The sequence below is a fragment of the Cryobacterium sp. TmT2-59 genome (genome assembly GCF_004403545.1).
Lineage (GTDB): Bacteria > Actinomycetota > Actinomycetes > Actinomycetales > Microbacteriaceae > Cryobacterium > Cryobacterium shii.
Map to the genome: position 1 here is coordinate 67,330 of NZ_SOGM01000042.1, position 19,396 is coordinate 86,725.

The window sequence follows — 19,396 nt, forward strand, 5'->3', positions numbered from 1 at the left end:
CGGGTACGGGAAGGGCGGCTACGGGAAGGGCGGCTACGCGTCGGCGGGCAACGCGTCGGCGGGCAACGCCGAGACCGCGTTCCGCGCGGCGAGAATGTGCGAACGCATCGCCACCTCGGCCCAGACCACGTCGCCCGAGCGCAAGGCGGTCAGGATGTCGCGGTGCTGGTGATTGCTGCCGGCCCGGAACGCGGCGCCGTCGCGGCGGAAGAAGTGGCTCATCATCGGCACCCGGCCGACGGATGCCGTCAGGCCGACGAGCTGTTTGCTGCGGGAGGCGGCCACGATGATCCGGTGGAATTCGGCGTTCAACTCGCCGAGCCGGTCGATGCCCGGGTCGTCGGTCCTCCGCACGAACTCCTCCATCAGCCCGATCAGCGCACCGAGCCGGTCGAGGTCGCCGGGTTCGATCCGCGCGGCGGCGAGCCCGGCCGCGCGGCTCTCGAGGGCGGCGCGGAGAAAATACGTCTCGCGGACCTGTTCGGCCGTCCATGGGATGACCGTCGCGCCGCGATTGGGGATGAACTCGACCAGGCCGGCCTCGTCGAGCCGGCGCAGCGCCTCCCGGATCGGCGTGCGGCTGAGGCCGAGCTCCTGGGCGAGGGCGGTCTCCCGCAGGGTCGCGTTGGCGGGCAGTTCACCCGAGAGGATGCGCGCGCGCAGGTTCGCGTACGCGGCCTGCCACCCGGTCACCGTCATTTCGGCCTCCCCCCGCCACACTTCGATCCGTGTGCCACTATCGCACATCCGCCGCTAGGAGAACGCGTTCAGGTCGGTCAGGGCCCGTCCGATCACCAGCTGGTGGATCTCGTCGGTCCCCTCATAGGTGCGCACGGACTCCAGATTGGCGAGGTGCCGCATCACGGGGAACTCGCTCGTGATGCCGTCGCCGCCCAGAATGGCCCGGGCGCTCTGCGCGATCCGGATCGCTTCCCGCACGCTGTTGAGCTTGCCGACGCTGATCTGGGCCGGGGTGAGTGTGCCCTGCTCCTTGAGCCGCCCCAGGTGCAGCGCGAGCAGCACCCCCTTCTCGTACTCGACCAGCATGTCGGCGAGTTTGGCCTGGATCAGCTGGGTGGCCCCGATCGGCTTGCCGAACACCTCGCGGGTCTCCGAGCGCAGGATGGCGGCGTCGAGGCAGCTGCGGGCGGCGCCCATCGCGCCCCAGACGATGCCAAACCGCGCCTCGTTCAGGCAGCCGAACGGCCCGGACAGTCCGGCCGCGTCCGGCAACAGGGCGTCCGCCGGCACCCGCACGGCGTCGAGGCGCAGATCGCACTGAACGGATGCGCGCATGGAGAGCTTGTTCTCGATCGGAGTCGCCGTGAAGCCCGGGGTGTGGGTCGGCACCAGGAAGCCGCGCACGCCGGCATCCGTCTGAGCCCAGACCACCGCGACGTCGGCGAGGCTCGCGAGCCCGATCCACCGTTTGGAACCCTCGATCAGCCAGCCGGCCCCGTCCCGGGTCGCGGTGGTCGTCATCGCGGCGGGGTCGCTGCCGCCGCCGGCCTCGGTCAGAGCGAAGCAGCCGATCAGCTCGCCGGCGGCCAGGCCGGGCAGCCACCGCTGCTTCTGCTCCTCCGAGCCGTACTGGTGGATGGCCGACATGGCCAGCGAGCCCTGCACCGAGACGAACGTGCGCCAGCCGCTGTCGGCGGCCTCCAGTTCGAGGCAGACCAGCCCGTAGCTCACCGCCCCGGCGCCGGCACAGCCGTAGCCGGTCAGGTGCATGCCGAGGAAGCCGGCCGCGCCGAGTTCGGCGACGAACTCCCGGCGGAAATGCTTGTTCTCGAAGTCTTCCTCGATGGTGGGCAGGATGCGGTTGGTCGCGAAGGCCCGCGCCTTGCGGGCCCAGGCGATCTCCTCCGCGCTGAGCAGGGCGTCGAGGTCGAACACGGCGTCGACCAGGGGGCTGTGAACGAGGGCTGTGGGGCGGCCTGAGGCGGGCACGAGAATCCTTCACGGATCGACGGAACACGGACGAAATCGAGCCACTCGCCACCGGCGATGGTAGCCGTGAGTCGATCCTATAGCGCATGATTGGCCCCGTCACCTGCCCGTCCGGTCGGCTAGATTGGGTCAATGGAGGCTCAGTTGCGACCCGGCGCGCGGGAAGCGATCTTCGCGCAGCTCATTGACGCCGGCCGGTCCGAACAGGTCGCCCGGCGCCTCACCGATGCCATCATCCTCGGCGTGCTCACCCCCGGCGAACGGCTGCCGAGCGAACAGGAACTGGCGCGGCGTTTCGGGGTGGCCCTGATCACCGTGCGGGAGGGCCTCGTCCTCCTGCGCGACGCCGGCCTGGTTGAGACCCGGCGCGGCCGCGAGGGCGGCAGCTTCGTGATCCAGACGGATGCCCCGCACAGCGCCCTGCTGCAGGCTCGCCTCCGCGGCCTGGCCCAGGTGGAGTTGTCCGATCTGGCTGTGTACTTCTCCACGATCATCGAGGGCTGCGCCGAGCGTGCGGCCCTTCGCGCCTCCCCCGTCGACTCGGAGCGGCTCCGGGCCTGGCTGGCCGACAGCGCCGGCGGCGGGACCGCGGGAGCCCGCGCCACCGCGGGTGGTTTCTACCTCGAACTCGCGGTGCTCAGCCAGTCCCCCCGGCTCGTGCGGGAGCACATCAGGCTGCAGGCCGAATTCGGCCCCCTGCTGCTCCTGGCCCTCGGCGATGCCGGGATCCGCAGCCGCGTGGCCCGGGTGAATGGTGAGATCGCCGAGGCCATCGCCGGCGCCGACGGTCCGGCCGCCCGTGCGCTGGTCGCCGGCCAGGTGCAGGACCTGGCCGTGTGGCTGTTGACCGCCAAGGCGAGAATCGAACGGGGAGGGCAGCTCTATGACCCCGCCTGAGACAACCCCGCCTGAGACGTCGGTACCTGAGACGTCGGTGCCTGAGACGTCGGTGCCTGAGACGTCGGTGCCTGAGACGTCGGTGCCAGACCTGACCGACGCCGCGCAGCTCAGCCTCGCCTCCTGCGCGGCAGAGGTCGGTGAGATCTTCGCCCGCGCCTTCCGCACCCTCGAGGGCTGGCGCGACGCGATCGTCGCCGCGGGACCGGTTCGCGCGGCCGAACTGGACGCCCTCGTCGAAGCTCTCGTCGTACCGGCGCTGCGAGCCGAACCTCCGGCGCCGGGCGGCGTGCCCGAGTCCCTCCTGATCGGGGCGGGTTTCATCGCGGCGCCGCAGTACGTGACCGGGCGCGACGCCCACTTCGCGTGGTGGCTCGGGCCTCTGGCCGGCACCCCGCTGCTCGGCACCACGAGCGGGCCGAGCCGACTGGACCTCGCAGCCCGGGTGAACACCGAGTTCCTGCGCGACTTCCGGGAACTGGAGTGGTACCAGGTGCCGGAATCGACCAACCACACCCACGTGACCGGGCCATACGTCGACCACCTGTGCACGTTCGACTACGTGATCACGCTGACCATGCCGGTGCGGGTGGACCGGGACATGGTCGGGGTCGTCGGAGCCGACGTCTTCGTGAAGAGCCTCGAACAGGTGCTTCTGCCGCACTTCCTCGCCCTGGCGAGCCCGGTGCTGTTGATCAACGAGGCCGGCCGCGTGGTGGTGTCGACCGAGCCCTCGCTGCCGGCCGGGGACATCCTGCCGAACCCGCGGCATCCGCTCGGCGACTACGACCGGATGCCGTGCCCCGGCACCCCGTTCCTGATCGCCACCCGCACGAGGAACGCCACAATTTAAAGATTGTATTCCGGATGTTTTGAGGTATCGTCGCCGTAAGGTGCCCATCGGCCCCCGAGCGACGCCGACGTCACCGACGCTGAAGTCACGACCGACTCCGCTCCTCCACGCCCTCGAAAGGCCAGCGAATGACCATCCGCGAACTGCGCAACTTCGTCAACGGACAGTACGTCGAGTCCGGCGCGAGCGAACAGCTCGACATCATCAATCCCGCCACCGAAGAGGTGTACGCCCGCACCCCGGTCTCCACCGAGACGGATGTCGCGGACGCCTACGGCGCGGCGGCGACCGCCTTCACGACCTGGGGCGAGACCACCCCGGGCGAACGCCAGCTGGCCCTGCTCAGGTTCGCCGACGCCCTCGAGGCCCGCACGGAGGAACTCGCCGACGTCGAGAGCGAGAACACCGGCAAGCCGCGGGCGGGGATCGTCGGCGACGAGATTGAGGTCATGATCGACCAGGTGCGCTTCTTCGCCGGCGCCGCGCGCGTGCTCGAGGGCAAGTCCGCCGGCGAGTACCTGAAGGACCACACCTCGATGGTGCGCCGCGAACCGATCGGCGTGATCGGCCAGGTCACCCCGTGGAACTACCCGATGATGATGGCGATCTGGAAGATCGCGCCGGCCCTCGCCGCCGGCAACGCCGTCGTGCTCAAGCCGTCGGACTCGACCCCCGTGTCGACCCTGCTGCTGGCCGAAATCGCCTCCGAGTTCCTGCCCGCCGGAACGTTCAACGTCGTGACCGGCAACCGGGACACCGGGCGCGCCCTGGTCACGAACCGCATGCCGCAGATGGTGTCGATCACCGGCTCGGTGCGCGCCGGCATGGAGGTCGCGGGCGCCGCGGCCCTCGACGTCAAGCGGGTGCACCTGGAACTCGGCGGCAAGGCCCCGGTGATCGTGTTCAACGACGCGGACATCCAGGCGGCGATCGAGGGCATCACCGCCGCCGGGTTCTACAACGCCGGCCAGGACTGCACCGCCGCCACCCGCCTGCTCGTGCAGGAAGGCATCCATGACGAATTCGTGGCCGCCCTCGCCGCCTACGCCCGGGAGAACGCCCGCACCGGCGGACCCCGGGAAGACGGCGTGCTCTACGGTGCCCTCTCCAGCGCCGAGCACCTCGCCCGGATCGAGGGCGTCGTCGACAGCCTGCCCGACCACGCGAACGTGGCGCTCGGCGGCCACCGCCAGGGCTCGGTCGGCTACTTCCACGAGGCCACGATCATCACCGACCTGCGCCAGGGTGACGACGCGGTGCAGAACGAGTTCTTCGGCCCGGTGATGACGGTGCAGAAGTTCACCGACGAGGCGCAGGCGCTGGCCTGGGCCAACGATGTGCAGTACGGCCTGGCGTCATCCGTCTGGACCCGGGACCACGGCACCGCGATGCGCATGGCCAAGCGCCTCGATTTCGGCTGCGTCTGGATCAACACGCACATCCCGCTCGTCGCCGAAATGCCGCACGGCGGTTTCAAGCACTCCGGCTACGGCAAGGACCTCTCCCTGTACGGCCTCGAGGACTACACCCGGATCAAGCACGTGATGAGCTACATCGGCTGACCTCGGCCTGACCCGCCTCGCACGACCCCCTCCCCTGTTCCCGTTCCGGTCGAGAGTGCCCGTTCTGCCGGTCACTCTCGACCGGAACGGCCACTCTCACCGGCAACACGCCGCGGAAGACAAACATCCGGTTCCGCACCTTTGCGGTCTGCGGTCCACTATGTTGAAGCACACACACAATGAGGTGTCCGCGGCTAGGGGGTGTGGCCGCACGTCCCTCGGGCATGATCGGAAAGGTCCCAATGTCATCCAACGCATCTCCACAGAAGAAGGGGCTCGGCGACAGCGAGCACCTCAAGGCCCTCGGCTACGACGACTCGTTTCATCGGTCCATGTCGCTCTGGGCCAACCTCGCCCTCGGCTTCACCTATCTGTCCCCCCTCGTCGGCGTCTACTCACTCTTCGCGCTGGCTCTCAGCACGGGCGGGCCGCCCTCGATCTTCTGGCTCGTGATCGTGGGAACCGGCCAGCTGCTGGTGGCCCTCGTCTTCGGCGAAGTGGTGTCCCAATACCCGATCGCCGGCGGAATCTACCCCTGGACCCGGCGACTCTGGGGCAAGCGGTACGCCTGGATGGCCGCGTGGGTCTACGTCTGGGCCATGCTCGTCACCATCACCGCAGTCGCGGAGTTCGGCAGCGGCTTCCTCGCCAGCCTGATCAACGCGCCCGTCACCAAGGAGGTCACCCTCGGCCTCTCGGTGCTGTTCCTCGTGGTGGCGTTCGCGTTCAACTTCTCGGGCACGAAGATGCTGTCCCGGGTCGCCCGGATCGGCCTCGCCGCCGAGCTGATCGGCGTAATTGGCCTCGGCCTGTACCTGCTCATCTTCCAGCGCAAGCAGGAGTTCAGCATCTTCTTCGACACGATGGGCGTCCAGGGCAACGACAGCTACGCCGCCGCCTTCCTCGGTGCGGCCCTCGCCGGCCTGTTCCTGTTCTACGGATTCGAGGCCTGCGGTGACGTTGCCGAGGAGGTGCCGGACCCCGCCAGGGGAATCCCCCGGGCCATGATCCTCACGATCCTGATCGGCGGAGTGTCCGCCCTCTTCTCGTTCGGCGGCTACGTGATGGCGGCGCCAGACCTCCAGGCCGTGGTCAACGGCACCGACATCGACCCGATTCCAGCGATCCTCGAGGCGACCCTCGGCACCGTCGGCGCCAAGCTCTTCCTCATCGTCGCCCTGACGGCATTCCTCTCCTGCGTGCTCAGCCTGCAGGCCGCGGCGAGCCGGCTGATGTTCGCCTTCGCCCGGGACGGGATGATCCCCGGCCACGCTTGGCTGGGCAAGGTGTCACCGCGCACCACCGTCCCGGTCAACGCGTTGATCGTGGCCTGCACGATCCCGCTGTTGCTCTGCCTGCTGATCTATGTGGGCGGCAGCACGCTGCTCACCCAGATCACCGCGTTCGCCGTGATCGGCATCTACGTCGCCTTCCAGATGGTGGTGCTCGCGGCCCTGCGGCAGAGGTTCAAGGGCTGGCGCCCCGCCGGGCCGTTCAACCTCGGACCGGTGGGCTTCGTCGTCAACGTCGTCGCACTGCTCTACGGGATCTTCGCCATGGTCCTGCTGGCCCGGCCGGGTTCGACCGGCGTCTTCCTCGACGACTGGATCGTGCTGATCGGCCTGGCCGTGGTGATGGGCAGCGGGCTGCTCTACCTGTTCATCGCCAAACCGCACAGCGCCTCGCACCAGCCGGAGGGCGATGCGATCGCAGTGGCCGCCATGCTCCGGGCACACCCGCAGAACGCCCACCGGAAGGACGCGCGTCCGACGACGTCGACGCAGTAGGCATCCGTTAACGACCGAAGGGCCCGTCTCGCGACGGGCCCTTCGTGCTGCGGCTGAAGCCGCGGTGGAACTGGCTAGATGCTGTTCACATCGAGCGGGATGCCGGGGCCGAACGTGGTCGACACGGCGCCCTTCATGATGTAGCGGCCCTTGGAAGAGCTCGGCTTGAGGCGGACGATCTCCTCGAGAGCGGCGCTGATGTTCTCGTTCAGCTGCTCAGCGGTGAAGGACGCCTTGCCGACGACGAACTGCACGTTGGCGTGCTTGTCGACGCGGAACGCGATCTTTCCACCCTTGATGTCGGACACGGCGCGCGCGACGTCAGGCGTCACGGTTCCGGTCTTCGGGTTCGGCATGAGACCACGCGGGCCGAGGACCTTACCCAGGCGACCGACCTTACCCATGAGCTCCGGGGTCGAGACGGCGGAGTCGAACGAGGTGTAGCCGGCGGCCACCTTCTCGATCAGCTCGTCGCCACCGACCTCGTCGGCGCCGGCAGCGATGGCTGCCTCGGCGGCCGGGCCGGTTGCGAAGACGATGACGCGGGCGGTGCGTCCGGTGCCGTGAGGAAGAATCACGGTACCGCGAACCATCTGGTCAGCCTTGCGGGGGTCAACGCCGAGCTTGAGGGCAACCTCAACGGTGGAGTTGAAGTTCGCGGAGCCGGTCTCGCGAGCCAGGGTGACTGCCTCGGTCGGGGTGTAGAGCTTGTCTGCGTCGATCTTCTCGGCCGCGGCCCGGTAGGCCTTTGACTTCTGTGCCATTTGAATCTCCTGTAAAACGAGTTGAGAGTGTGGTGCGAGCCTGGCTGGCTCTTCCACGTACTGCTGTGGCGGGATGCCGGTGGGTGTCGCTTAGGCCTCGACCGTGATACCCATGGAACGGGCGGTTCCGGCGATGATCTTCGCTGCTGCGTCGATGTCGTTGGCGTTGAGGTCAACCATCTTGGTCTCGGCGATTTCGCGGACCTGGGCCTTGGTGAGCTTCGCGACCTTGACGGTGTGCGGGGTGCCACTGCCCTTGGCGACGCCGGCCGCCTTCTTGATGAGCTCCGCTGCGGGCGGGGTCTTCAGGATGAAAGTGAATGAACGGTCGTCGTAGACGGTGATTTCCACCGGGATGACGTTGCCGCGCTGGGATTCCGTCTGAGCGTTGTACGCCTTGCAGAACTCCATGATGTTGACGCCGTGCTGGCCCAGTGCCGGCCCGATGGGCGGTGCGGGGTTGGCGGCGCCGGCCTTGATCTGAAGCTTGATCAGACCAGTTACCTTCTTCTTCGGTGCCATTGTTCTTCCTTACTTTGTGATGACGAGCAGCCAGGGGCCGCTCTCCCGGTAGCCCGGACGGGCCCCGGTGAATGTGAAGTATTTAGAGCTTGGTGACCTGGTCGAAGCTGAGCTCGACCGGGGTCTCGCGCTCGAAGAGGGACACCAGCACGATGAGCTTGCCGCTCTCCGCCTTGATCTCGCTGATCGATCCGGGCAGGCCCGCGAACGAGCCTTCCTTGATCGTGATGGTTTCGCCGATCTCGTAGTCGATCTCGGCCGGGAGGGCACGGGTCGGAACCTTGCCGCCGTGTCCGGCGCCGGTCTTGGCGGTGGGGACATCCTGGATCTCGACGAGGCTCTTCAGCATGCCGAAGGCTTCCTCGAAACGCAGCGGCGTCGGGTTGTGCGCGTTGCCGACGAATCCGGTGACGCCCGGCGTGTGACGCACCACGGACCAGCTGTCTTCGTTGAGGTCCATCCGCACGAGCACGTAGCCGGGGATACGGACGCGGGTGACCATCTTGCGCTGGCCGTTCTTGATCTCGACGACGTCTTCCATCGGAACCTCGACCTGGTAGATGAAATCTTCCATGGCCATCGACTGCTTGCGGTTCTCGATGTTCGACTTCACGCGGCGTTCGAAGCCGGCGTAGGAGTGGATGACGAACCACTTGCCCGGCTGGAAACGCAGTTCCTTGCGGAACTCTTCGTAGGGGTCTTCGGGGGTCTCGTCCTCGACGGGCGCGGCCTCTGCCTCTGCCTCTGCCTCTGCCTCTGCCGCGGCGTCGAGGTTCTCTTCGTCTTCGACGGCTTCGACGGAGGCCTCGGCCTCATCGGCGGAATCGATGTCGAGGGCGTCGTCGACGATCGCGTCGGCTTTGGGGTCCACCGACTCGGCGAGAGCATCCAGAGCGGCGTCGAGGTTGTCTTCGACTCCGACGTTCGGGTCGAACACGTGCAGGGCGACCTGCTCGGCGGCCTCTACCGACTCTTCTTCTTCGGCGAGGGTGTTGCCCTCCTGCGCTTCGTCCTCGTTGGAGGACTGCTCGGCAGCAGTGGCCCAGTCGACATCGTCGTGATTCGTCTCAGTCACTAAATCTCAATCCTTATCAATTGTCTGGGCACGAAAGCGTGACCCGTTCAGCGTTGCCATGAATCTGTGCGGTGACCGTGGGGTCACGGCGGCCTTAGCCGCCTGGCGTTCCGAACACGTAGGTCACGACGAGCGCGAACACCCAGTCGAGGCCGGAAACCAGGGCCATCATGATCGTCACGAATACCAGCACGACGCCCGTGTAGCTCAGAAGTTCCTTGCGAGTCGGCGTGACGACCTTGCGGAGTTCCGCCATGACCTGCTGGATGAACAGGGAGATCCGAGCGAAAGGGCTGCGCTTGGAATCGCGCGCCAATTTCGCGTTTGCGACGATTTCCTCACTGGGTTCGTCGACAACTTTTCGGGCCACCAGATACACCTTTCATGGGCCGACGGAATGCCACCGACTTGCAGGGCGGACAGGACTCGAACCTGCAACCTGCGGTTTTGGAGACCGCTGCTCTACCAATTGAGCCACCACCCTATGGAGCAAATCCAGATTACCTTGTTGCGCGCATCCGTGGAAACTGACCAAAAATAGGCGCAAGAAAGCATGGCGGAATTCAACTACCTCGATCAAGTCTAGGTCACTCGGCGGCCACTGTAAAGCCGAGGCCCCGCCCGGGGCCCACCCGCGGCCCTCGGAGCGCGGAATTGGCCGGGTTCGGCCCTTCGCCGGATCGGGGCGGCCCCGTATGCTCGAAGCGTGGCTCACGAACTCAAGCGAATCTCTACTCGAATCGGCTCCATTGCGGAGTCGGCGACCCTCAAGGTCGACGGCAAGGCCAAGGCGCTGCAGGCGGCCGGCCGGCCGGTGATCAGCTTCGCCGCGGGCGAACCGGACTTCCCGACCCCCGCGCACATCGTCGAGGCGGCCGCGGCGGCCGTGCTCGACCCGAAGAACTACCGGTACACCCCCGCGGCCGGGCTGCCGGACCTGCGCGAGGCGATCGCGGCCAAGACCCTCCGGGACAGCGGCCTGCAGGTCTCGCCCAGCCAGGTGGTCGTCACCAACGGCGGCAAGCAGGCCGTCTATCAGGCCTTCGCCACCCTGCTCGATCCGGGCGACGAGGTCATCGTGCCCACTCCCTACTGGACCACCTATCCGGAATCCATCCGGCTGGCCGGCGGCGTGCAGGTCGATGTCTTCGCGGGCAGCGACCAGAACTACCTCGTCACCGTCGAGCAGCTCGAGGCCGCCCGCACCCCGCGCACCAAGGTGCTCCTGTTCGTGTCACCGTCCAACCCCACCGGAGCCGTCTACTCCCCGGAGCAGACGAAGGCCATCGGCGACTGGGCCGAGGAACACGGCCTCTGGATCATCAGCGACGAGATCTACCAGAACCTCACCTATGACGGCGTGCGCGCCGTGTCGATCGTGGAGGCGGTTCCCGCGCTGGCGGACCGCACCATCCTGGTCAACGGCGTGGCCAAGACCTATGCCATGACCGGCTGGCGGCTCGGCTGGATGGTGGGCCCGCAGGACGCCATGAAGGCGGCGGCCAACCTGCAGTCGCACCTGTCCTCGAACGTCTCGAACATCTCCCAGCGCGCCGGGATCGCCGCCCTCACCGGGCCGCAGGATGCCGCGATCGCGATGCGGGAGGCCTTCGACCGCCGCCGCAAGGTCATCGTCGCCGAGCTGAACAAGATCCCCGGCATGGTCACGCCGACGCCGCAGGGCGCGTTCTACGTCTACCCCGACGTCTCCGGCCTGCTCGGTCGCACCTGGGGCGGCGTCACCCCGACGACGTCGCTGGAGCTCGCCGACCTCATTCTCGACCAGGTCGAGGTGGCCGCCGTGCCCGGAGAGGCCTTCGGCCCCAGCGGCTACCTGCGCTTCTCCTATGCGCTGAGCGACGCGGCCCTGCTCGAGGGCGTTCAGCGCCTGCAGCGCCTCTTCGCGTAGCGCGCCGCGGGCACCCTCCGTTCGCGCGTGCGCTCAAATGACCGCCATCGGTGAAACGATGACGGTCATTTGAGCGCACGCGGCGGCGATCCAGGGTCGCTATGAGGCGCTAGGCGAGGAACCCGGAATCCGTTCGTGCGCAGTGCTTCCTGTGGGCGGCGCGGCATGGGACCCTATCTCCATGGAACTTTCGCCCCCGGTCGTGCGCGTGCGCGACCTGCACAAGTCCTACGGCGACTTCAATGCCGTGCGCGGGATCAGTTTCGACATCGAGGCCGGTGAGACGTTCGCGCTCCTCGGACCGAACGGGGCCGGGAAGAGCACCGCGATCGAGATCCTCGAGGGCTACCGCGACCGCACCTCCGGCGAGGTGAGCGTGCTTGGCGTCGACCCGCAGCGCGGCGGCCTCGGCTGGAAATCGCGCCTGGGCATCGTGCTGCAGTCCAGCGGGGAGAGCGGCAACGTCACCGTCACAGAGCAACTCACCCACTTCGCCGGCCTCTACCCGCGGCCGCGCCGCGTCGCCGAGGTGATCGAGGCCGTCGGCCTGGAGCCGAAGGCGAAGACCCGCATCAGCAAGCTCTCCGGCGGCCAGCGTCGGCGCGTGGACGTGGCGCTGGGCATCATCGGCCGGCCCGAACTGTTGTTCCTGGACGAGCCCACCACGGGCTTCGACCCCGAGGCACGCCACCAGTTCTGGGACCTCGTGCGCCGGCTCAAGGCGGAGGGCACGACCATCCTGCTCACCACGCACTACCTCGACGAGGCCGCCCAGCTCGGCGACCGGGCGGGCGTGATCAACGACGGCCGGCTGATCGACATCGGTGCCATCGGCGAGATCGGCGGGGCGGATGCCCGGGTCCCCTTGGTGCGCTGGCGCGACGCTTCCGGCACGCTCCAGGAGAAACGCACGCAGGAACCGGCGCGGCTGGTGGCCGAACTCGCCGCGGCATCCGGTGGCGAACCCGGCAACCTCGAGGTGATCCGGCCCAGCCTGGAGGACATCTACCTCGGCCTGGTGCGCGGCAGCCGGCCGGCCTCCGGCACGACGGATGCGGCGGACGCCCTGGGGAACGACGCGGAGGTGCTCGCATGAGCCGGCTCGAGACGGACTCCGGCAGCACGACCCGAGCTGCGGCGAGCGCAGAGCGGCCAGGGTCTCGTGCGAGGTCGACGGCGAGGTCGAGCGCCGGGCTGGCGACGGTCCTGCGGGTCGGGCTTTCCCGCATCCGTTACGAGACCCGGATCTACTTCCGCACCACGGACAGCGTGTTCTTCACGTTCCTGTTCCCGTTCATCATGCTGGCCATCTTCACGGCCGCTTTCGGGTCGTCGGGCAATGTGGGCGCCGCGCCCGACGGCACCGGCGGCATCAGCGTGGGCGCGTATTACCTGCCCGGGATGCTCGCCGCCGGCATGCTGCTCTCGGGGGTGCAGAACCTCGCCGTCGACATCGCCGGGGAGAAGGGCGACGGCACCCTCAAACGGCTCGGCGGCACGCCGCTGTCGCCGCTGAGCTATTTCATCGGCAAGATCGGTCAGGTTCTGGTGACCGGTATCTTCCAGGCGGCGCTGCTGATCCTGGTCGCCCGGGTGCTGCTCGGCATCGACCTGCCGACCGAACCGGGGAAGTGGCTGACCTTCGCCTGGGTGTTCCTGTTCGGCGTCGTCACCTGCGCTTTCCTGGGCATCGCGCTCTCGGCGCTGCCCCGCTCGGGCAAGAGTGCCACCGCGGTGGTCATCCCGATCGTGCTGATCCTGCAGTTCATCTCCGGCGTCTACCTGCAGTTCTACCTGCTGCCGGACTGGATGCAGAACCTGGCCAGCGTGTTCCCGCTCAAGTGGATGGCTCAGGGCATGCGCGGCGTGTTCCTGCCGGACAGCTTCGCCAGTCTCGAGCAGAGCGGCGCCTGGGACTTCCCGCTGATCGCGCTCAACCTGGCGATCTGGCTGGTCGTCGGGCTCGTGCTCAGCCGGGTCACCTTCCGCTGGATCCGCAAGGACACCTAGGGCCGTTCCGCGCTGCGCGGTCGCGCTGCCGGGTCGCGCTGCGGTGCAGCAATTCCCGGGCAGAACGAATTCGACGGAGATTTTGCCCGCATCGGGCCCGAAACACCGGAATCCCACTTTTTAGAGCAGAATCTCCGTCGAATTGGTAGGGCGCCGGACACCGTTTCCCGTTTGGGGCGAGACGGGCCGCCGGGCGAAGGACCGGGCTGGACGCGGCATCCGTCGCCGGCCGGGGGCATTGTCGGCCGGATCCACCGCGAGCAGACTGTCAGCATGACCGATGCCCCCGAGAGTTAGGCGACGACGGTGCCCGCCGGGGTGGCCGCCGCCGGGAGTGCCCGTGGCTCGTGGCGCGACCGCCGCCCCGAGGTCGGCTTCGCCGCGATCGTGCTGGGCCTGGCCCTCCTCGCCGGAGCCGTCGCGGCCGCCGTGATCTCCGGCGGCGTCTGGTCTGCCGCGGTGCCGGTCGTCGGCCTGTCCGTCGCACTCGGCGTGCTCGCCGTCGGGATCATCGTGCTGGGTATCCGCGGCAAGCAGAGCGGCGCCGTCGGCCGGTTCGCCTTTCTGGCGGCCGTGGTCCTGGTAGTCGTGGGCCTGTTCCCCGCCGGCACGCAGTTCTTCCCGGTCGGAGCCGCCACCTGGACCGTGAGCGCCGACGCCGCCGGCGCTCCCCCGGGCTACGCCGTGCTCTCCGGCCGGGCGACCATCGAGCTCTCGGCCCTCGACGCCGCCGCCGCGGAGGCGCGCACGATCGACGTCTGGATGGGGGTCGGCGTGACCGAGCTCGTCCTGCCGGACAACCGGTCCGTGCGCGTCGAGGCCAGCACCCTGGCCGGCGAGATCGATTACGTCGGCGAGAGAGCCGCGGTGCAGCAGGGCGGCATCTTCTTCCACGACGCGCGCACGTTCAACCCCGGCGACGCCCCGCCGGTCGCGCGCGTGCGCGTCTGGACCCTCCTCGGCCAGGTCTCGGTCGTCGGCGCCGACCCCGGGGGCCCCTGATGGTCACCCCGCACCCGGACGACCCCGCCGCGGCCGAGCCCGGTAACGACGAAGCCAGCAGCGGCGAGCCGCGCACGGACCCACCGGGCACGGGCGAGCGCACGGATGCCGCAGCGCCCGAACCCGACACCGACGCACTGTCCGAGACGGTCGCGCTGGAGCCCGCGGCGTCCGAGGCCGAGGTCTCCGACCTCACCGTGGCCCTGGCCCCCGCCCCCGACAGCGCGGCCACCGGACCTGCCGTTCCCGACGACCTGACCGTGGCGTTCACCCCGGTGCGCGACGGCGTGGAGCCCGACCGCGAGGCGCCCGAAGCCGGTGCGTCCGAGCCCTCCGACCTCACCGAGGCCTTCGCCCCCGGGCCCGATGCCACCAGGCCCGGAACCGGGCCCGGCACCGGCACCGACCCAGACGGTGCGCACACCATCGCGTCCCCGGGGCCGATCCCCGAATACCGGCTCGAGCGGACCGGAACCGGAACCGGAACCGGAACCGGAACCGGCACCGCGGCCGACACGGCAGCGGACACGACGGGCGACACCGCGACGCTTCGTTATCTCCCGGCCGATCTCCCGGCCGCCGAGCCTGTCCGCCCGGCGACGGGGGCACCCGCCTACCCGGTCGCCGGTGGGCCGGGGTACCCCGCGGCAGCGGTGCCGGACGTGCCCGCGCAGCCGACGGCATCCGTGCGCCGCACTCGCCGGCCGCTCTTCGGCACCATCGTCTGGGGCGTGCTGCTGCTCGCCTTCGCCGCCTTCATGCTGATCGGGGTGCTGGCGCCCGCCCCCGCGGACCCGACCCTCCGGCTTCTCAGCGGTGTCGTCGCGATCGGACTGCTGCTCATCGTCGTCGGCATCGTCGTCGTGTTCCGCCGAGCCGACTGACCACCGACCCGGGGCCACCGGCCCGGGCTACAGGTCCAGACCGACCAGCACCGGCTCGGGCTGCAGGTTGACGCCGAACTCGGCCTGCACCCGGCCCAGCACGAGGCGGGCGAGTTGTGCGATCTCGTCGGCGGTCGCTCCCCCCGTGTTGGTCAGCGCGAGCGTGTGCTTGCTCGACACGGCGGCGCGCGAACCGGGCAGCCGGAAGCCGCGCGTGATGCCCGAGTTCTCGATCAGCCAGGCCGCGCTCAGCTTGACCAGCGGCACGACGGGCGTGCCCGGGATCGGTCCCACCCCGGCGTACTCGTCGAGCGGGATCACTCGGTCGGGCAGCTCCTGCTCGTTCAGCGGCCAGCGCGGGCATGCGGCCGGCAGGGTGCGCGAGAAGGCCAGCGACACGATCGGGTTGGTGAAGAACGAACCGGAACTGCGGGTGTCCGGGTCGGCCGGGTCGAGCACCATCCCCTTCGCCGCGCGCAGCCCCAGCACGGTCTCCCGCAGCGCGGTCAGCGGCACGCGGTCGCCCAACTGCACGCCGAGGGCCGTCGCGAGCTGCGCGTACGCAACCGGCCGACTGAGGGCGCTGCCGAGAACGGATGCCTCCGCCCGGGTGTCGTGCAGGTCCAGTTCCACCGCGACCACCAGGCCGCGGAGCCCCTGCTTGAGCACCGAGGTGCGATAGCCGAGTGCGAGCTCCGCCGCGGGCATCCGGCGCAGCTCATGGGTCTCGTAGTCCAGGAAGTCGATCGCCGCCAGGCTGCTGCCGAGCTCCTGCCCGTAGGCGCCGATGTTCTGCACCGGGGCCGCCCCGGTCGACCCGGGGATGCCGGACAGGGCCTCGATGCCGGCCCAGCCCTGCGCGACCGTGTAGGCCACCAGCTCGTCCCACGGTTCGCCGGCCTGCACGCGCAGCCGCAGCCGCCCGGGCTCGGTCGAGGCCGAGGCCGACGCAGAAGCAGACGCCGGCTCAGAAGCAGAAGCAGAAGCAGGGTCGAGCACGCTGACCCCGCGGGTCAGCACCCGGATCACGGTGCCGTCGAAGCCCTCGTCGGCGACCACGGTGTTGGAGCCGCCGCCGAGCAGCATCCAATCGTCACCGGACGCCCACGCCTCGAGCGTCTGGTCGACCAGGTCCTGCTCGGTCGCCGGGGAGACCATCCGGGCCGGGGGGCCGCCCACGGCCATGGTGGTCAGCTGGGCGAAAGGAGGGGGTGCGAGCTCGGTCATCGGGCGCGGTCCGCTCAGACCAGGCTGACGCGGGCCTGCGCCTTGCCGAGCACAGTCACCTCGTTGGCCGACACGGCGAGGTCGATGCGGGCGATTCCGGCGGCCGGGTCGATGGCGCCGACCTTGGCCACCACGGTCACTTCGGCGCCGTCGACCGGATCCACCAGCACCGGGCGGGTGAACCGCACCTGGTAGTCGACGATGCGGCCGGGGTCGCCGGCCCAGTCGACGACCGGCTGCACGGCGAAGCCCATGGTGAGCATGCCATGGGCGAGCACCCCCGGCAGGCCGACGGAGACGGCGACGTCGTCACGGTAGTGAATGGGGTTGAAGTCCCCGGATGCTCCGGCGTAGCGCACCAGGGAATCGCGCGTCAACGGGAACGTGCCGGTGGCGACGACGTCGCCCACGGTCAGGTCGGCGAGAACGGGTGTTGCCTGGCTGGTCATTCGTCTCCCCTGACGACGAGGGTGGAGGTCGCGGTGACCACGTGGGCGCCGGCGGCGTCGACGACGCGCGATTCGGCCGTCACCATCGAGTGGCCGCCGAGGCTCTTGACGCTCGCCACCGTGAGGGTGGCGGTGAGCAGGTCGCCGGCCACGATCGGGCGGCTGAAGCTGAATCGCTGGTCGCCGTGCACGACCCGGCTGAAGTCGATTCCGGCATCCGGCTCGGCCAGAAGCTGCGCCAGCGTGGCCTCCTGCACGACCACGGCGAAGGTGGGCGGGGCGACGACGTCGGCGTAGCCCGCGGCGCGCGCGGCTTCCGGGTCGAGGTTGATCGGACTGGTGGCGAAGACGGCGCGGGCGAACTCGCGCACCTTCTCCCGGCCGACAAGGTAGGGGGCGACGGGCGGGAAGACCCGGCCCTGCAGTTCGGGGTTGACAGACACAGGAGGAGCTTACCTTTTCGCACCCGGCACGGATCGGGCAGACTGGCTGATGTGGAATTCAAGCGCGTACGCTTCACCGACCAGGAGGTGGCCCCGCTCCTCGCCGACCTCCGCCGCGAGTACGACGAGCGTTACGGCGACGGCGACTCCGTGCACGACGTTCCGGGCGGGGCGTTCGAGCCGCCGACGGGCGGCTTCCTGGTGCTGCTCGACGGGGGCGCCACGGTGGCGGGCGGCGGCATCCGTCGGCTCGACGACACGACCGGCGAGGTGAAACGGATGTGGACCAACCCGGCCTACCGCCGGCAGGGCCACGCCTCGGCCGTGCTCGCCGCCCTCGAGGAACTGGCCCGCGAACTCGGCTACCGGCAGCTGCGCCTGGAGACCGGGCACGCGCAGCCGGAGGCCCTCTCGCTGTACCGCCGCCTCGGCTACCGGGAGATCGGCAACTACGGCATCTACGAGCGCGCGCACGGGTTCGAACGCACCCTCACGACCGGCGACGACCTCACCTGAGTTGCGGCCTGAGGGCCGGCCGGGGCGCCGGTATTGGCCAGCGCCACGGGCGCTTGATACCGTAGTCATGCCATGCATAACAAATTAGAGCCTCACCCCGACCTTCCCATCGACCTGCCCACGGCCGAACGCATCCATGCGGCCGTCGCGCACTATGGCGAACAAACGGTCATCGACAACTCGATCGCGCTCCTCCGCGCCAAGAACGCGGGCAAGGACTTCCTGCTCTACGCCGGCGGACGCCACGCCCTGGGCATCCTCGAAGGCGCCCCCGCCCTCTACTGGCCCGAGCTCTGGGGCGCCCGCGCGCTGCTCTACGTCTGGAGCGACGGCGCCGCGCCGTACATCGTCGTCGGCCTGAACAACCAGGCCTGGCGGGTGCGCGAGATGTGCGCGAAGGTCATCCTGCTCCGCGGCCTCGAGGTCGCCCCCAAGCTCGTGCGCCTGACCACCGATGAGGTGTCGCGCGTGCGCGCCGCCGCCCTCCACGCGCTGGCCGCCCAGGGCACCGAGGACCACCTCGCCACGATCGTGCAGCGCCTGCGCGACCCCGACAAAGAGGTGCGTCGTGCGGCCCAGCAGGCCCGGGACGTGCTCAACGCACGGTTCAGCCTGACCGCGGACTCCACCCAGGGCGTCGAACAGACCCACGGCACCAAGCACAGCCACCCGAGCGAGTAGTTCGGCCGCCCGGCGGGCACACCGCGCCGGCACAATCTGCACCGCAACGGGGGACCGGATGTTTCAGCGCTACGTCGCCATCGGCGACAGCTTCACCGAGGGCGTCGGCGACGACCTGCCGGGCGGGCAGGTGCGCGGCTGGGCCGACCTCGTCGCGCTCGGCCTGGCCGCGGCATCCGAGGCCCCCGTGTCCTACGCGAACCTCGCCGTGCGGGGCCGGCTGCTCGGCCCGATCGTCGCCGAGCAGCTCGAGCCGGCCCTCGCGCTCGGCCCGGACCTGATCAGCATCTGCGGCGGCGGCAACGATGTGATGCGCCCCCGGGTCGAGATCTCCTACGTGGTCGGCCTGCTGCAGCAGGCCGTCGACCGCGCCCTCGACGAGGGCGTGCACGTGCTCGTGCTCAGCGGCGGCAATCCGTCGCACCACCTGCCGCTCGGCAACCTGATGCGCCAGCGCGGCGACCGGCTGGCCGACGCCGCGCGCGCCGCGTTCGACCGGCCGGGCGTCACCCTGGTCGACAACTGGGTCGACACCGAGCTCGAGCACAAGCGGTTCTGGTCCGTCGACAAACTGCACCTGAACGCCCTCGGGCACACCCGGGTGGCGACGAACGTGCTGGCCGAGCTCGGCGTCCCGGTTCCGGTGGAGTGGCTGGATGCGCCGGCCGCGTCCGCCGAGCACGTGCAGGGCACGGCGGCGTACTACCGCGAGTTCGTGCTGCCGTGGATCGGCCGCCGCCTCACCGGGCGCTCCTCCGGCGACGGCCGCCCGCCGAAGCGCCCCGCCCTGGAGCCGGTCGACGCCGACTGAGGGGTCCCGCCCCACGCAGCCGCCACGCGCCCCGCCGCGCCCGCCCGTCGCGAC

General features: G+C 69.5%; 21 protein-coding genes and 1 tRNA gene. 12 read left to right on the top strand and 10 right to left on the bottom strand.

Annotation, left to right across the window (positions count from 1 at the left end):
* Positions 1 to 33: 33 nt before the first annotated feature.
* Complete coding sequence (locus tag E3T24_RS06955) at positions 34 to 699, bottom strand: GntR family transcriptional regulator (protein WP_166789183.1); 666 nt, start codon at positions 697 to 699, stop codon at positions 34 to 36.
* Between the two features lie 54 nt (positions 700 to 753).
* Complete coding sequence (locus tag E3T24_RS06960) at positions 754 to 1,950, bottom strand: acyl-CoA dehydrogenase family protein (RefSeq protein ID WP_166787205.1); 1,197 nt, start codon at positions 1,948 to 1,950, stop codon at positions 754 to 756.
* A gap of 132 nt (positions 1,951 to 2,082) precedes the next feature.
* Here E3T24_RS06960 and E3T24_RS06965 point away from each other — a divergent pair, with 132 nt between their 5' ends.
* From E3T24_RS06965 to E3T24_RS06980, 4 genes are all read left to right on the top strand, one after another.
* Positions 2,083 to 2,847 carry a GntR family transcriptional regulator gene (locus E3T24_RS06965; RefSeq protein WP_134365688.1) on the top strand — a complete coding sequence of 255 codons (765 nt, stop codon included), beginning with the start codon at positions 2,083 to 2,085 and terminating at the stop codon, positions 2,845 to 2,847.
* 67 nt (positions 2,848 to 2,914) lie between these two features.
* A complete protein-coding gene (locus tag E3T24_RS06970; protein ID WP_134365689.1) occupies positions 2,915 to 3,700 on the top strand; it encodes a PDC sensor domain-containing protein in 786 nt (261 codons plus the stop codon).
* Positions 3,701 to 3,828: 128 nt separating this feature from the next.
* Positions 3,829 to 5,262: a gamma-aminobutyraldehyde dehydrogenase gene (locus E3T24_RS06975; RefSeq protein WP_134365690.1), complete on the top strand. Its 1,434-nt coding sequence runs from the start codon at positions 3,829 to 3,831 to the stop codon at positions 5,260 to 5,262.
* 242 nt (positions 5,263 to 5,504) lie between these two features.
* Complete coding sequence (locus E3T24_RS06980) at positions 5,505 to 7,049, top strand: amino acid permease (RefSeq protein ID WP_134365691.1); 1,545 nt, start codon at positions 5,505 to 5,507, stop codon at positions 7,047 to 7,049.
* Between the two features lie 74 nt (positions 7,050 to 7,123).
* Here the strand turns inward: E3T24_RS06980 and rplA are convergent, their stop codons facing one another.
* The 5 genes from rplA to E3T24_RS07005 all read right to left on the bottom strand — a co-directional run bounded on the left by rplA (position 7,124) and on the right by E3T24_RS07005 (position 9,894).
* Positions 7,124 to 7,813 (bottom strand): 50S ribosomal protein L1, encoded by a 690-nt coding sequence (gene rplA / locus E3T24_RS06985; RefSeq protein WP_134365692.1) that lies wholly within the window; start codon positions 7,811 to 7,813, stop codon positions 7,124 to 7,126.
* Positions 7,814 to 7,903: 90 nt separating this feature from the next.
* Positions 7,904 to 8,335: a 50S ribosomal protein L11 gene (gene rplK, locus E3T24_RS06990; RefSeq protein WP_134365693.1), complete on the bottom strand. Its 432-nt coding sequence runs from the start codon at positions 8,333 to 8,335 to the stop codon at positions 7,904 to 7,906.
* 82 nt (positions 8,336 to 8,417) lie between these two features.
* On the bottom strand, positions 8,418 to 9,410 hold the full coding sequence (gene nusG, locus E3T24_RS06995; RefSeq protein WP_134406066.1) for a transcription termination/antitermination protein NusG: 993 nt from the start codon (positions 9,408 to 9,410) through the stop codon (positions 8,418 to 8,420).
* A 94-nt stretch (positions 9,411 to 9,504) separates the two neighbouring features.
* Positions 9,505 to 9,780 (bottom strand): preprotein translocase subunit SecE, encoded by a 276-nt coding sequence (gene secE, locus E3T24_RS07000; RefSeq protein ID WP_134365695.1) that lies wholly within the window; start codon positions 9,778 to 9,780, stop codon positions 9,505 to 9,507.
* A 41-nt stretch (positions 9,781 to 9,821) separates the two neighbouring features.
* Positions 9,822 to 9,894 (bottom strand) — tRNA-Trp (locus E3T24_RS07005).
* Positions 9,895 to 10,116: 222 nt separating this feature from the next.
* On the opposite strand from E3T24_RS07005, the gene E3T24_RS07010 reads away from it, so the two are divergent.
* From E3T24_RS07010 to E3T24_RS07030, 5 genes are all read left to right on the top strand, one after another.
* Positions 10,117 to 11,319, top strand: a complete 1,203-nt coding sequence (locus tag E3T24_RS07010) for a pyridoxal phosphate-dependent aminotransferase (RefSeq protein WP_134365696.1) — start codon at positions 10,117 to 10,119, stop codon at positions 11,317 to 11,319.
* Between the two features lie 181 nt (positions 11,320 to 11,500).
* Positions 11,501 to 12,415 carry an ABC transporter ATP-binding protein gene (locus tag E3T24_RS07015; protein ID WP_134365697.1) on the top strand — a complete coding sequence of 305 codons (915 nt, stop codon included), beginning with the start codon at positions 11,501 to 11,503 and terminating at the stop codon, positions 12,413 to 12,415.
* A complete protein-coding gene (locus E3T24_RS07020; protein ID WP_134434467.1) occupies positions 12,412 to 13,329 on the top strand; it encodes an ABC transporter permease in 918 nt (305 codons plus the stop codon). The genes E3T24_RS07015 and E3T24_RS07020 overlap by 4 nt, the downstream gene beginning before the upstream one ends.
* A gap of 306 nt (positions 13,330 to 13,635) precedes the next feature.
* The gene (locus tag E3T24_RS07025) at positions 13,636 to 14,331 is read left to right on the top strand and encodes a hypothetical protein (RefSeq protein ID WP_134365699.1); all 696 of its coding nucleotides are present in this window, start codon (positions 13,636 to 13,638) and stop codon (positions 14,329 to 14,331) included.
* Positions 14,331 to 15,215 (top strand): hypothetical protein, encoded by an 885-nt coding sequence (locus E3T24_RS07030; RefSeq protein ID WP_134434468.1) that lies wholly within the window; start codon positions 14,331 to 14,333, stop codon positions 15,213 to 15,215. Before E3T24_RS07025 ends, E3T24_RS07030 begins: the two co-directional genes overlap by 1 nt.
* Before the next feature lie 27 nt (positions 15,216 to 15,242).
* Here the strand turns inward: E3T24_RS07030 and E3T24_RS07035 are convergent, their stop codons facing one another.
* Genes E3T24_RS07035 through E3T24_RS07045 form a run of 3 tightly spaced genes read right to left on the bottom strand, consistent with a single transcriptional unit; the run spans position 15,243 to position 17,334 of the window.
* The gene (locus E3T24_RS07035) at positions 15,243 to 16,442 is read right to left on the bottom strand and encodes a UDP-N-acetylmuramate dehydrogenase (RefSeq protein WP_134402985.1); all 1,200 of its coding nucleotides are present in this window, start codon (positions 16,440 to 16,442) and stop codon (positions 15,243 to 15,245) included.
* 14 nt (positions 16,443 to 16,456) lie between these two features.
* Entirely contained in the window at positions 16,457 to 16,891 is a 435-nt protein-coding gene (locus tag E3T24_RS07040) for a MaoC family dehydratase (RefSeq protein ID WP_134365702.1), read from the bottom strand.
* On the bottom strand, positions 16,888 to 17,334 hold the full coding sequence (locus E3T24_RS07045; protein ID WP_134365703.1) for a MaoC family dehydratase N-terminal domain-containing protein: 447 nt from the start codon (positions 17,332 to 17,334) through the stop codon (positions 16,888 to 16,890). Before E3T24_RS07045 ends, E3T24_RS07040 begins: the two co-directional genes overlap by 4 nt.
* A 51-nt stretch (positions 17,335 to 17,385) precedes the next feature.
* Between E3T24_RS07045 and E3T24_RS07050 the strand changes: the two genes are divergently transcribed.
* The 3 genes from E3T24_RS07050 (at position 17,386) to E3T24_RS07060 (ending at position 19,342) form a co-directional block, all read left to right on the top strand.
* On the top strand, positions 17,386 to 17,850 hold the full coding sequence (locus tag E3T24_RS07050) for a GNAT family N-acetyltransferase (protein WP_198415964.1): 465 nt from the start codon (positions 17,386 to 17,388) through the stop codon (positions 17,848 to 17,850).
* A gap of 72 nt (positions 17,851 to 17,922) precedes the next feature.
* A complete protein-coding gene (locus tag E3T24_RS07055) occupies positions 17,923 to 18,531 on the top strand; it encodes a HEAT repeat domain-containing protein (protein ID WP_134365704.1) in 609 nt (202 codons plus the stop codon).
* Positions 18,532 to 18,589: 58 nt separating this feature from the next.
* Positions 18,590 to 19,342, top strand: a complete 753-nt coding sequence (locus E3T24_RS07060) for an SGNH/GDSL hydrolase family protein (RefSeq protein WP_134365705.1) — start codon at positions 18,590 to 18,592, stop codon at positions 19,340 to 19,342.
* Positions 19,343 to 19,396: the final 54 nt, after the last annotated feature.